Annotated in this window: 13 protein-coding genes and 2 pseudogenes; 4 read left to right on the plus strand and 11 right to left on the minus strand. The window is 40.2% G+C overall.

All coding sequences use genetic code 11. The features are described from left to right. Window positions 1–3: 3 nt before the first annotated feature. A complete protein-coding gene (locus DS2_RS07425; RefSeq protein WP_035014056.1) occupies window positions 4–921 on the minus strand; it encodes a Dyp-type peroxidase in 918 nt (305 codons plus the stop codon). A 260-nt stretch (window positions 922–1,181) separates the two neighbouring features. Here DS2_RS07425 and DS2_RS07430 point away from each other — a divergent pair, with 260 nt between their 5' ends. Then, window positions 1,182–1,859: a porin family protein gene (locus DS2_RS07430; RefSeq protein WP_035014057.1), complete on the plus strand. Its 678-nt coding sequence runs from the start codon at window positions 1,182–1,184 to the stop codon at window positions 1,857–1,859. On the opposite strand, the gene dsbD is transcribed toward DS2_RS07430, so the two are convergent. From dsbD to DS2_RS21045, 9 genes and pseudogenes are all read right to left on the minus strand, one after another. Then, entirely contained in the window at window positions 1,848–3,548 is a 1,701-nt protein-coding gene (gene dsbD, locus DS2_RS07435) for a protein-disulfide reductase DsbD (protein WP_035014058.1), read from the minus strand. The genes DS2_RS07430 and dsbD overlap by 12 nt on opposite strands. 43 nt (window positions 3,549–3,591) lie before the next feature. Continuing rightward, window positions 3,592–4,959 carry an ATP-binding protein gene (locus DS2_RS07440; protein WP_035014059.1) on the minus strand — a complete coding sequence of 456 codons (1,368 nt, stop codon included), beginning with the start codon at window positions 4,957–4,959 and terminating at the stop codon, window positions 3,592–3,594. Then, a complete protein-coding gene (locus tag DS2_RS07445; protein WP_035014060.1) occupies window positions 4,956–5,627 on the minus strand; it encodes a response regulator transcription factor in 672 nt (223 codons plus the stop codon). Before DS2_RS07445 ends, DS2_RS07440 begins: the two co-directional genes overlap by 4 nt. After that, entirely contained in the window at window positions 5,627–6,526 is a 900-nt protein-coding gene (locus DS2_RS07450; RefSeq protein ID WP_326979544.1) for an FAD:protein FMN transferase, read from the minus strand. The genes DS2_RS07445 and DS2_RS07450 overlap by 1 nt, the downstream gene beginning before the upstream one ends. Window positions 6,527–6,544: 18 nt before the next feature. After that, complete coding sequence (locus DS2_RS07455; protein WP_035014061.1) at window positions 6,545–7,834, minus strand: DUF3570 domain-containing protein; 1,290 nt, start codon at window positions 7,832–7,834, stop codon at window positions 6,545–6,547. Further along, window positions 7,825–8,043, minus strand: coding sequence for a DUF4266 domain-containing protein (locus DS2_RS07460; RefSeq protein ID WP_200870125.1), 219 nt, complete (start codon window positions 8,041–8,043; stop codon window positions 7,825–7,827). Before DS2_RS07460 ends, DS2_RS07455 begins: the two co-directional genes overlap by 10 nt. Before the next feature lie 9 nt (window positions 8,044–8,052). Further along, window positions 8,053–8,532, minus strand: a complete 480-nt coding sequence (locus DS2_RS07465) for a TlpA disulfide reductase family protein (RefSeq protein WP_035014105.1) — start codon at window positions 8,530–8,532, stop codon at window positions 8,053–8,055. Window positions 8,533–8,688: 156 nt separating this feature from the next. Next, window positions 8,689–8,981 (minus strand): annotated as a pseudogene (locus tag DS2_RS21040) (winged helix-turn-helix domain-containing protein); the annotation flags it as partial. A 77-nt stretch (window positions 8,982–9,058) separates the two neighbouring features. Next, window positions 9,059–9,317 (minus strand): annotated as a pseudogene (locus DS2_RS21045) (helix-turn-helix domain-containing protein); the annotation flags it as partial. Between the two features lie 176 nt (window positions 9,318–9,493). On the opposite strand from DS2_RS21045, the gene DS2_RS07475 reads away from it, so the two are divergent. Together DS2_RS07475 and DS2_RS07480 are read left to right on the plus strand one after the other, a co-directional pair. Then, on the plus strand, window positions 9,494–11,092 hold the full coding sequence (locus DS2_RS07475) for a hypothetical protein (protein ID WP_035014063.1): 1,599 nt from the start codon (window positions 9,494–9,496) through the stop codon (window positions 11,090–11,092). Window positions 11,093–11,113: 21 nt separating this feature from the next. Beyond that, window positions 11,114–11,554, plus strand: coding sequence for a phosphate-starvation-inducible PsiE family protein (locus tag DS2_RS07480; RefSeq protein ID WP_035014064.1), 441 nt, complete (start codon window positions 11,114–11,116; stop codon window positions 11,552–11,554). A gap of 34 nt (window positions 11,555–11,588) precedes the next feature. Here DS2_RS07480 and gorA read toward each other — a convergent pair whose 3' ends face one another. Then, window positions 11,589–12,938: a glutathione-disulfide reductase gene (gorA, locus tag DS2_RS07485; protein ID WP_035014065.1), complete on the minus strand. Its 1,350-nt coding sequence runs from the start codon at window positions 12,936–12,938 to the stop codon at window positions 11,589–11,591. Between the two features lie 95 nt (window positions 12,939–13,033). On the opposite strand from gorA, the gene DS2_RS07490 reads away from it, so the two are divergent. Continuing rightward, window positions 13,034–13,405 carry a histidine triad nucleotide-binding protein gene (locus DS2_RS07490; RefSeq protein WP_035014066.1) on the plus strand — a complete coding sequence of 124 codons (372 nt, stop codon included), beginning with the start codon at window positions 13,034–13,036 and terminating at the stop codon, window positions 13,403–13,405. The last annotated feature ends 48 nt before the right edge of the window (window positions 13,406–13,453 follow it).

Raw genomic sequence — 13,453 nt, forward strand, 5'->3', positions numbered from 1 at the left:
TCTTCACAAATATTGACGCAGAAAATCAACCGACGGGGCAAAAAATGCGGCGCCCGTTTCTGCCTTGGTGTATTCCAATAGTTTATCATGTTGGCCCTGCTCATCTCCTTCAATCATACTGCGCAACATGAGTTCAAATGGTTTAGGGCTGTGACAAACCGAGATAAAAAACAACCCCTGTATTTTCATCGTGCCATAAGGCATGCTCTGACGAAGAATTTCAATAGAGTTACCCTGTGGGTCTTTTAAACCCGTACGTTTGACATGAGAAAATGCCATCTTTTTCTCACTTGAATATTCTATGTTGTCGGTTTTAGTGCGTCCAATAATGTTCTCTTGCACTTTAGTTGGTAACTCATTCCACTGCTCCATCGCATGACGATAGCGCTGAATATGCACATAACTGCCACCAGCAAAAGTCTGATCTTGCGCGGCATCGACTAGCGCCACTTTGCGTCGGTGCGCTCCATGCGGGTTTTCCGTACCATCAACAAACCCTGTCAAATCTCGCCCATCTAAATAGCGAAAACCTTTTACTTGTTCTTGCAAATGCACTGCATCTCCAAGCAACTCACATACATGAGTGCCAACCAAATGGTTAACATCAGTTCGGTCGGAGCGAATATGGACAAAAAGATCGTATGGTGTATGAGGTGCTTTTCGGTTGTCTTTACCCATTTGCGGAAAATCGCACAGCTCAGCTGGGCGATTATCTGGAAATAATTGATCCCAGTAGGTTGCACCTACAGCAACAAAAGCAGATAACTCAGATTCGGAATAGTCTTCAGCAAACTGATTAATCAAAGCTTGAAAACACGCAAGGTGTTGTCTTATTTCTCGCTCAAAACCATCTTTGGCATTAAACATCAAGTACAAACTATGTAAATTAGCTTCGGCAACTAAGCCACGCTGAAATTGCATTAAAATACCTCAAAATTATGGCTGAGTTGCAGCCGACTGCCTTCAAACCAATCGAATATACTAATGAAATATATTACTGAATGGTCAAAAAATACAGCGACTTGGCACTTTAAACTGTCAATAACTATAATTTAATCAGATAACTCATCAAACCACTTAAAATTTATTAAAACTGACACTGTTTTGTCGTCAACTATTGTTTATAATTCAAGACAAATAGCTGTATTACAATCCAAAAATAAATAGAAGGCTTTAGCCCTATGTCGTTCAAACACCTATTTGCAGCAAAAGCTATTGCAATATCTAGCTTGGCTGTAAGTGGTGCAGTACATGGAATTGGTTGGCACCACGGTATCAGCATTGGTTTAGCTTCAGAGCAATCTGAACTGACTCTAACATCAAACGCGAAAACACTGGCTGAATTAGATAATTTATCCAGCAAATTTGCAGACAACTACTCCATTCAGGGTTATTCCATCAGTCCGAATTGGGCAATTAGCTACCAATTGGATAAAAACGAAACCGAATTAACCGACATCTCAAGCAAATACCAACAGCAAAATTTGCAGTTTGATATAGGCATGAGCGTTTTTAGCTTAGATAGAGGGTTAAACCTCTATCCACTTATTGGTATCAGGCACACTTCAGTTGATATCTTAAGCCATGACTTTTCTAGCACTCAAGGTTACGCAGGATTTAGGCTAGATGTTCCTGTTTTCAAACGATTATATTTGCACGCCAAAGCAGACACGAATTTAACCAAGGATAAAGCGACAAACATAAGCGCAGCTATTAATTATCGTTACATGCGTAATCACAGCATAATGCTGGAATGGCAAGCTAAAAGCCTTGAAATGACCGAGCAAGAAAACAACACGGACTATTTACTGGAACGAGACTCATCGCAGCTAGCGCTGCGCTGGTATCTAGTTTGGTAAATCGGCGAGCCAATTAGAAAACTGAAGAAGATCCAACTCACCCTGTTTACGCGCAATAACTTGACCATTTTTGATTGCAACTAAAGCAGGGGGAGCTATCACCTTCCATTCATTTAACTTAGCCTGTTTCTGTGCATCTACATCTGTTAGATCAAGTTGATAATATTGGTACTCAGCTTCCCTATTTGTTGGCTGATAAAGTAAAAATACATCCCGTTCCATTTGTTTACAACTGGCGCACCAATCGGCATAAAGATCAACAATAACAATCTGCTGGTCGGCAGCTTGCTCGATCTGCTTGGACAAAGCTTGCGCTGAATCAAAACGACTAAATAGCCTAGAGTCTGTATGTTCAGTTTGATTTTGTTGAATTTCGGCTGTAATCATTCCAGCTGGCTGATTAATAACCGAGACTAAATACAAAAATAACGCTGATACAACATAAGCATGTATTTTAGTTTGGCTAAATTTATTTGCTAAGCCATACACCTGAACTGCTAGCCAAATGAAAAATACTGACCATAAGTACACGGAAAAATTACTATCGAGTAATCGAGCAAGTAACCAAACGGCCATTGCAAGCATAGAGGCTGCAAAAAAATACTTCACGTAAATCATCCAACCACCAGCTTTAGGTAATAAATTCCCCATGCCAGCACCAAGTAACAATAAGGGCAAACTCATACCTAAACTCAATACAAACAAAGACAGCCCTCCTAATGCAGCATCACCAGTCGCAGCAATATAAACTAATAAGCTTGCCATAGGAGCTGTAACACAAGGAGATAAAGCCAAACTTGCAATACCACCAGTTAGATATGTAGTGAAATATCCGCCACTGGCCTGTTGATTTGTCCCCAACCAATTTTCTAACTTTTGCGGCATTTTTAGCGTAAAAACGTCAACCATAGTTAACGCAAAAAATATAAAAACGATTGCAAATACAACGCTTACAATCGGAGTTTGCATCCACAACTGTAAATTAAATTTTGCCCCTAACAACGCGATTAAAATACCACTGATACTATAAAAACTCGCCATCCCTAACACATAGGCAATAGATAAAAACAAACCATCCCATTTCTTGTTGGGTTGTTTTTTAGCAGTGATGATGCTTGAAAGAATAGGCGCCATAGGCAATACACAAGGAGTAAACGACAAGCCCACTCCAATAGCTAAAAAGCTAATTAAAGTGACGATTAACCCTCGATTCGCTAGGCTTGCTTGCTCAGTCATTTCATTTAGCTCGTCCCGTTGAACCAACAAATTCTCAACAACATTTTGCGATGGCAAAAGCAAAATTTTGTTTTGCGGTGGATAACACAACCCCGCTTTAGCACATCCTTGATATTGCAAATGAATTTGAGACGCAGAAGTAGAGAATTCAATTGAAAAATCCTCTTCAAATACAGCCACCTCACCAAAAAACTCATCTTGTTTTATTATTGGAGAAATTGAAAAATGCGGAGTGAGCTTTTCGCCGTTGGCTTTGACACTCAACCTATTCTGGTAAAGGTAGTAGCCATGCTCGACGTCAAACTGAATAACAACTCTCTCACCTTGCTGCTGGTAACTATATTGAAAGGCTTTGTCCACAGGCAAAAATTCACTTTCTGCCGACAACGCCAGATTCGCTGAAGCGAAAAGACAAACAAACAGATAAATTGAACGAACCAAAAGAGTTTTCATAATGCTTCCGACAGATATTTTCTGCCAGAATACATATCAAAACTTAACGTAAGCTTAAAACCACACTGGCTTTTAACCCTTTACCATTTACATTGTCTGAAAATATCAGTTTAGCCTGAATAATCTCTGTGGCGCGCTGCACAATAGCTAAACCTAAGCCGCTACCTTGTTGCACACAAGTATTAGCACGATAAAACCTAGTGGTCGCTTGCGCTTTTTGCTGTTCAGTCATACCTTGGCCTTGGTCTAGTACATAAATTTCAACCGCCCCCTCTTGCATGACTGCCCCCAACTCAATAGCACTACCCACTTGACTATATTTGTGTGCATTTTCAAGTAAGTTCCGCATAACAGTGAATAACAGTTGCCTATTTGATTGCACAACAACAGGTTCAGCTTGCAAGCTCACATCATAATTTTGCAAAACATTCACCGGTAATTCAGCAATAACTTGCCCTAACAGCTCTGCTAAATTAACCAGCTCAAACAAATCATAGTTACCTTGTTGCTCTAAACGATTTAACTGCAATAACTGCTCAATCGTGTTCGACATTCTATCTATGCTAGATAACAACAAATGGTGTGATTCTTCGGCTTGAGCGGACAATTTAATATCATGTTTCAAGTTGTGTGCATGCACTCTCATCGCGGCCAGTGGTGTGCGTAATTCATGTGCCGCGTCTGCACTAAAGGCTTTTTCTTGTGCAACATTTTTATGCACTTGTTCAACTAAGCTATTTACCGCATTTTCAATCGGCTGTAGCTCTTTTATATGACTGTCCGGCAAAGATTGAAATTGTAGAGGTTTTACTTCCGCTAACGCTTTAGACAACCGGCGTAACGGTTTAAGTCCTAAAGAAATAATCCCCATTAGCACTAATACAGTTAACATAGAAGCAAGCCACATCGGCCACAAATTATCCATAACGATCTGGACGATAAGTTGCTGGCGAATATCGCTACGCTGAGCAGTATGCACCCACATATCTAATCTAGGCATATACAAAGTAAAAATACGCCAATCTATGTCCTGATACTGCACTGAGGTAAACCCTTGATTATTTGCAGATAAAGGGTAAAGCGGTGCATTACGCGACATGATACGTAAATTACCTAAGTTGTCCCAAACCTGAAAAGCAATGCTGGCTTCTTTATTGTGTTGAGAGGACAGTTCTAAAATTTGATCGGACGGTGACAATCTTTCTTGTGCAAAAACATCTTCACCATTATGTAAATGAGTATGTCGAGAAATAATAACAGCAATAGTGCGAGCAAGTTGGGCTTGCTCAGCATCTAATAAATCAGCTAATTGTTTTTGGCTATGTAAATATACTAAAACACTGGTCAATACGTTGCTGATCAGTAATACCAATAAAGTCCATTTGATAACTAAAGAACGAATCGAACTCAAAGCAATGCATCCGTATTTAGCATGTACCCTACTCCACGTATAGTTTTAATTGCGGCGTTAGTACCTAATTTTTTACGTAATTTATGCACATGAACTTCTAAAGCATTACTCTCAGGTTCTTCGTTTTCAGCGTAGGCATGTTGCTCTAGCTGACAGCGGCTTAGTACTCTATTTTTGTTTTCAAATAAATAAACCAACAAATCAAATTCACGTTTAGACAAATCTATCAACTCATCCTTAACTTGCAAACGACGTTGCGCTAAATCTAAACACACATCTCCAACAACAATATTATTGTCAACTACACCTAACTTACGCTTTAGCAACACGCGAATGCGTGCTTCTAGCTCAGGCATATCAAAAGGCTTTGTTAAATAATCATCGGCACCTAAATTAAATCCTTTTAACTTGTCATCTAACATGTCACGCGCAGTTAAGATAATAACAGCCAACTCAGCATAATTTTTGCGGATGCGTTTTAGTAAGGTTAAACCATCCATGTCCGGCAACCCCAAATCCAAAATAACTAAATTAGGTGTTTGCTGTTCAATGGCTAACTCACCTTGACGAGCAGTGGTACACCAATTCACTAAGTAACCAAAGTGTTCAAGACTCGTTTTAACGCCCGAACCCAGTAAATTATCATCTTCAATCAATATAATATTCATCAGCGACTACACCAAAATTTAACCTGTTGCGCTTGCAGAAAATCTTCACAATCAGCGCCATACAATAACCCTATAGTTGCCAAACAGCCGGCTTGGATACAATGGCTAGCCAGAACTGTTACTGAGCGCGGTGCGTTTACAACTGGCCAACCCGTTTGCGGATTTAAGATATGGCTATATCTAACACCATCTTTAAGCAGATATTTATTGGTATCCCCGCTAGTAGCGAGTGCACCACTGGTTAACTGTAATACCTGCTCAGCTTTACCAGTAATGGGATCTTCAATGCCAACATGCCAAGCTTGACCATTTTTTTTGGCTTGGCTAACCTGAATATCACCACCAAAATTCACCAATACCGAATTATTTGGTGCATGTGCTAAACATAACTGAGCTACGCGACTTACTGCGTATTCTTTACCTATTCCGCCAAAATCTAATTGCATATCCGGCTGAAGGCGAATGCTGTTGTGTTCAAACTTCACTTTATCCCAACCAACATACTGCATGCAGCTTTCTACTTGCTGTTGGCTAGGTAAATTATCACTACAATCAAAGTGCCAGGCTTTGCGCAGCACACCTGAAGTGATATCAAATAAATGCTCAGACAATTGATAACATTGTTCAGCAAAGGTGAGTAATTGAAAAACTTCTTGATCAATTTCGACTACTTGACCACAGGATGAGTTAATCTTCGCCACTATGTTGTCAGCAACATAGCGGCTAAATTTATGTTCGATGCGTTTAGTTTCCGCATAAGCGAGTTTGGCTAACAGCTCAACGAGTTCAGGCTCTAAAGTATCAACTAACAACTCACAAGGACTAGCCATAGCATTAAAGTGGATAGAAGCATGCTCATCTTTTAATTGCCAATGGTAGCCTTGTTGTGTTTGTAGCAAAATAACTTAGCCTATTATTTAAAATTTATAACCTAGTTGAAATATAACCGCACTGACAGATGGATACAAATCTACATCGGCTAATTGCCCTGGACTGTTAAATCCCGAATTTTCAGGCGTTTGCTGATAGTATTCCAACCGCATGCTCAACTCGTCACCATCAGATAATTTCTGGGTATATTTTAAGCCTAGAGTGTAGGCTGTCATTTGGCCAATTCGATAGTCTGCTGACATATATTCAGCAAGATCCCCTTGCACAAATGGACGATAGAAGTCTGCGGCTGACTGCTGATAATAACGCACATGAGGCGTGATCCAAGCTGAATCTGAAAGCGGAATATATAACCTAGATTCTAAGGTGTGAGAATCAATTCCCCAGTCATCCGATGCTAATCGATACGACATATCCCAAACCAAACTATCAAAGTGATACTTTGACTGAGCAAAAATTGAATGTTTACTGCGAGAGTCTGGTCTCGACTCGTAATAATGACCAAGTGCACTACCTGTATCATCAACCAAACTCACGACTTTAAACGGGTCGGATAAATAACCATCCACTTGTGAATAGCCATAATTAAATTGCACTAACCAACGTCGATTAATAACTTGGCTTAAACCAAATATAACATCGAGCGTATCCTTGTTTTCACTCTCTCCAATTCGAGTATCATCAAAACCTGAGTTAAATGCGTCGTCATTGGCAAAGTCACCACGAATCGCCATTTTCGACAACGCCAGCGGTATGCCGCCTTCAGGACTATATTCGTCTGCAGCATAGGATGCGGCAACTGAGAAAGTAGTATTTTTACGATTAAAATCAAGTGCATAATTGGCATTTAATGCCACAGATAAATAATCATATTCATTAGAAATATGTAAACCTGCACCGACTTTTTGGTTAGCACCCCAAGGTTGATTCCACGCCAAATTTAATTGCACACGCGTATCTCTAAAAGTATCGTCTAACGGTGTATCGCCAGCTTCAACTGTGTACTCACCATTACCTGATGGGCGCGTAAACGTTTGCGCACTTGTTTGTGCAACAGCCCCATTTGCCGAAGCACCGGTTAAAGTGTCTAATACTAATTTTGTGCTAAAAACGTGTTCATCACCAAAATCTTTAGTTGCACTAACAACGCCTTCAACCGCTTGCACACGGTCAGGTTCGCCGTAATACATGATTGCAGTATCAAATTGCCAGTCATTTGACTTTTCGTCCGCTTGCGCGTTTGATACGCCCGCCAGCAAGGTACAAGTAGCAGCAGCTAAAGCACCATTAATATTAGAAAATTTTATTAATTGCATCCACAACCTCCACCAGCAAAACTACGGCCACCGCTGGTCGCTTCTTTACTAAAATAAATATGATCATCTAATGCCATATCAGTACTTTCAGCAGCTAATTGCATTTGCGGTTTGGCAAGTAAATCACGCTCCCAAGGGTTAACCCCCAAGTTTGCACAACCAGATAAAGCTAAGGACATCAAAGACAGAGCCAACAATTGTTTTTTCATAACCAACTCCTAATTAGCAGCAGAGGAATGTTTAAGCAAACTTTCAATTTCGCTTTGATAGTCTGCAATTTTGTTTTCAAAAAATCCTGTGTGGCTATAAGCAATTTCACCTTGTTTATTAATAATAAAACTACTTGGCATGCCTAGTAGATCAAACTTGGCCGCGATCTCACCCTTTGGGTCATAAACTATCGGAAAGTTTGCAGGGACTTGCTGCAAAAATATTTCAGCTAAGTCTATATCTGAATCTACATTTACCGCCAACATGACAAACTCATCATTTGAATACTTTTGCTGCAGTTGGTTCATCCAAGGAAAAGATTTGCGACACGGCTGACACCAAGATGCCCAAAAATCTACGTAAACAACCTTACCTTTAAGCTGCGACAACTGCTTTGGCAAAGTTGGACTTTTTAGGGAAAAGTCGGGGGCTTGCTGAGCGCTAAGCGGCGCGACAAGAAAAATCAATAAACAGATTATTTTTTTCAACATGGAGGTCTCCACAAATATAAACTAAAGTGAAGAATAGAAAACAAAGCTTAAAGAAACCTTAACACTTGTATACCTGTTACACATCAAAGAAATCTTCGATACTATCGCTATTTACCTTATCAAACCGCCTAACATAGGCTTGGGCTATGTGGTTCAAATTCATGGCGCCAATCAAGTTGATTCTACTGCGACTACCTGTTGTCTTTATAGCTTTGTCTTGACCTTTTTTTTATCCAACCACAGCTCATTTTAGTCGCTTGACTTGGATGTGTCGCATCCATAAAAAATATTTCATCATCAGGCACTTGTGACTTTAATTCTTCATAATGTTGAATAAACTGCTCTTGCTTATTTTCATCGAATTAATGGGGTACGCCTTTAGGCTGTTTATAACTAAAACCTTGTTGATGAAGCCATTTATTTAATCCCGAAATCGAAAATCGGATAGCGAATTCTTGCCATATATAATCAGCAATTTGATAAGAGTAGCGGTAGGTGTGCTCGCTAATGTGGTTAACAACTGTCTCTGTTTGCTCTGGAGACAAATAAGATTGGGAGCCACCATTATCAGGCTTGAGTTTATTTTTATTCAGAAAATCATCAATGTGGCGGATTATTGATGTTTCATGTAGTCGAAGTGCTTGAGCTATCATAGGTGTCGTCCACCCTTCAGAGCGAAGTAAAACCGCTTTAATTCGGTCACGCACACAGCCATCTCTAGTCGCGTCATGTTGCGCTTCTAAATCAACTTTTTGCTCTGGAGTTAAGATAACTTTTTTCATGGGGCATATCATGATCCTCAATTAATAATTAATCAAGCATCTTCATTGATCACGGGTATATAATTTTATAATGTTTAACACAACTATTCGTTTGATATTTGCTAGCACAATTGAGTATCATCAAAGCTCACCTTTGTTGCGGGGGTGCTGTTACAACAATAATAAGGACAGCGTGCATGTTGTTAGATAGCAAATCAAAACCAGGTAGTGTTGCTTATCAGCAAGATAAACTGAGTAAAATACCGTCAATGGCGAGTGGTATTTCAAAAAAGATCGCCAAATTTCGTCAAGATTACAATCAATTAGTCAGTAATGCAGAAAAATTCTTTGTAGATTACCCACAACAAGCTGAACGCAAACAAAAATTATCCGACAATATTGATGTTTATCAGCAGCAAATTACCGTCATCGATAACTATAAAAAAGAACACGGCAAACTACCTAAAATAAAAAACGAACCTTCCACCGAGGTTTACCATAAAAAGCTCCACCGTCTGCTATCGCAAGCCAAAGCAGAAAAAGCCCAACTGGAAAAAGAATTAGGCACCAATCAGATACACAGATACGAGATGCTAGATCATTTAGTTGACCAAATGCTTGATTTACTCAATGGTCACCGTATCTTCAGTCAATTTTTGGGGACCATTGCGTTATCAGTGCCAGCGCCCGAAGAAAAAGTCCGTCATGTGCGCAATGAAAAAAATAAACCCATTTACATTGCCGCACTAACCATAGCTTTGTTTGAATCGTTAAGAATGGCTGGTTACAAACACATACCATTTCTACAAGCAAAACTAGATAGGCTGTTTCCAACAGACGAACACCAAACGCTTAGCCTGTTGGCCGAGGCACACGAAGTAACACCTGAATTTGTGCCAACCTCGCATTTAAAGCCTATGCCGCTCGAACTCAAGGTCCAATATCGCGAAGAAATCCTAAAACCAATCGCCAAAGCAGCTTTAGTCCAGTCTATCGGTAGCCATAGCCAAGCATGTAAAGATATTTTAGGTGAAGATAAGTACCGTATTTTAGCCAATGATGAGCGTGAAAAATTGGTCCATACTATTCGGGTAAAATCAGTCGAGTTTATTCAAAAAGGTATAGGTATTCCACCTAAACGTTTTAATACTAAACAAGAGCAAGCCGAGTACGTAAAAGAACATACAACCCTGCTCAAATTTATGATTAAAATGCAGCAAAGCCTGCAAAAACCACTCGACCCACTTGGCGATTTAGTTCGGATACCTATGGTATATTCGTCGATTATCCTTTCGACCAAACCTGAATTTGATTACACACAAATTTATCAAGCTTACGATATACTGAAAAAAGGCGCTGCAGACAAAAGTTACCGACAAGACTATATTGAAGTATTTTTGTCTATGGTCGGTCGATTCCCACTAGGCTCTGGTATCTACATGATCCAGCAACAAAGTGGCGAGGTTGAACGAGCAATAGTTTCATCACTCTTCCCTCTAAAGCCTGATGAACCAATTGTTAAACAAATTACTCGTCGGCAGCTCCAGTTTTTGAGCCATATGGAGCTACTGGTACATCCCAGAAGCAACATGTACTTTGAGAATACTCGGCGAGAGTGTCATGTTAACCGTGAATATATGGCCATGCGCTTTAAAGGTGAATATGTTTGGAATGCCGCTGAGCTGTGGGAAGTTCAAATTCCAGCACTGACTTTTTGGAAAAAAGACGGTACTCGCAACTACAATGATATTTACCAACCGCCTGATGTAATAGAAGGACCACAAGGTCTAACTTAATGCTCCAACTAAGGATAAAAAATGAAATCTGATATAGATAGCCCGTTGATCTCTAGGTTATACAAGATTGTTCGTGTTGCTGTAAGAGTGTTAGCCGTAATGATGGTGTTTGTTATCCTTATGGGTGTGGTTGACGTCGCATGGACAATTTACGAAAAACTATTTACGCCGCCAAAATTTATTTTAACCATATCTGACATGTTAGCGACCTTTGGTGCTTTTATGGCGGTGTTAATTGCAATCGAAATACTGATCAATATTACCGTTTATCTCAGAGATGATGTCATCCACGTAAAAATAGTGATGGCAACCGCGTTAATGGCGATTGCCCGAAAAATCATTATTCTCGACTTTGATAAAGTGGAACCCAGCTACTTATACGGCACCGCACTCATCACGATAGCGATGAGTATTGGCTACTGGCTGATCCACACTATGCCCAGCAAAAAACATGTAGAGTAGGCAATTAAAATGCGGAACAGCACATTGTGGTAAGCTACATAGTTACAAACTCTTCAGCGCTGGTTGGATGAATTGCGACAGTATTGTCAAAATCGGCTTTGGTTGCGCCCATTTTTAAGGCAACAGCAAACCCTTGCAGTAACTCGTCAGAGCCAAACCCAATACTATGTATACCAACAATTTTTTCTTCAGCGCCAACACAAACTAATTTCATCCGTGTTGGTTGTCTGTGTTGTGTCATTGCTTGGTACAACGCAGTAAACTGACTGGTATAAACCTTTACTTGCGCATCACCAAATTGCTGTTTTGCTTGTACTTCAGTTAACCCAATCGTTCCGATTGGCGGATGGCTAAAGACTACGGTCGCCACATTGTCATAGTCTAATTTAAGGTTTGTTTTGCCATTAAATAGGCGTTCGCATAAACGGCGCCCAGCAGCTACAGCGACAGGCGTTAACGCTAAACGGCCAGTATTGTCACCTACCGCATAAATACCAGCAACACTGGTATTTTGGTATTCATCAGTAACGATAAAGCCTTTGTTGTCTGTTTTCACATCGGTTGCAGCTAAGTTGATATTATCCGTTGCAGGCTCACGACCAATCGCCATTATCACACATTCGACTGGCGGTAAACATTGACCGTTATCACTAACTAACTGTAATAAACCATCTGGCTGTTTTTCGATTTTAGCTGGAGTGAATTGTTTGTGCAGGGTTGGCCCTTCACTTTCCATTATATCAACGAGTGTATCCGACATCAGCGCATCAAAGTCGCGTAATGGTTTGTCTTTGCGCACGGTAAGATGGGTTTCACTACCCAATGCATGCATCACACCAGCAATTTCAACTGCAATATACCCAGCTCCAACTACAGCTACACTTTTTGGCTGCTGAGCAAGTTCAAAAAATCCGTCAGACGTAATTGCATGCTCGATACCGGCAATATCCGGCAAAATCGGCCGTCCACCTGTCGCAATAACAATATGGTCTGCGGTATATATTTCACCATTCACCTCAACACTTTTGTTATCTACAAACCGAGCAAACCCATTAATCAAGGTAACACCATTGTTGGCAAACCCTCGGCTATACGAAGCGTGAATTCGTTCTATGTAAGCCTGACGACTCTCAATTAACTTTTGCCAATCTAATTTATTCACGGACAAGTCAAACCCATAATCTGGCGCATATTTAAATGCATCGGCTATTTGACCTGCATACCACATAGCTTTTTTAGGTACACAACCAACATTTACACAAGTGCCGCCAACGTGCTTGGCTTCAATGACAGCGGCCTTTTTGCCTAACTTAGCTGCTCTATTAGCGCTGGCAATACCACCGCTTCCGCCCCCGATGGCGATAAAATCAAAATGTTGAGACATGGTTTTTCCTATCAATTTAATCTGAATTTGGTCTATGATAAGACCGTTTAAAATCAAATATGCATTCAGCTAATCACTATAATCAAGGAGCTTGTATGTCACAAGAGACGATCTTTAGCAAAATCATCAACAAAGAAATTCCTGCAGACATAGTTTACGAAGACGATATCGCATTAGCGTTCAAAGATATTAACCCCCAAGCACCTTTTCACTGCTTAATTATTCCTAAAAAGCCAATCGCAACCATTAATGATATCACAGAAGACGATCGCGAAACGGTTGGGCATTTGTATGTTGTGGCAGCAAAACTCGCCAAAGAACAAGGATTTGCCCAAGATGGTTATCGTGTGGTAATGAATTGTAACGACCACGGCGGCCAAACGGTTTATCACATCCATTTACATATGTTAGGCGGCAAAAGCATGGGTTGGCCACCTTATACAAACAAAATAAAATCCACGGCGTAATTTATTTTGCTGATAATCGGTCTATTATCATTCTAGTAGACCGATAAT

This window comes from Catenovulum agarivorans DS-2 (genome assembly GCF_000568405.1).
Classification (GTDB): domain Bacteria; phylum Pseudomonadota; class Gammaproteobacteria; order Enterobacterales; family Alteromonadaceae; genus Catenovulum; species Catenovulum agarivorans_A.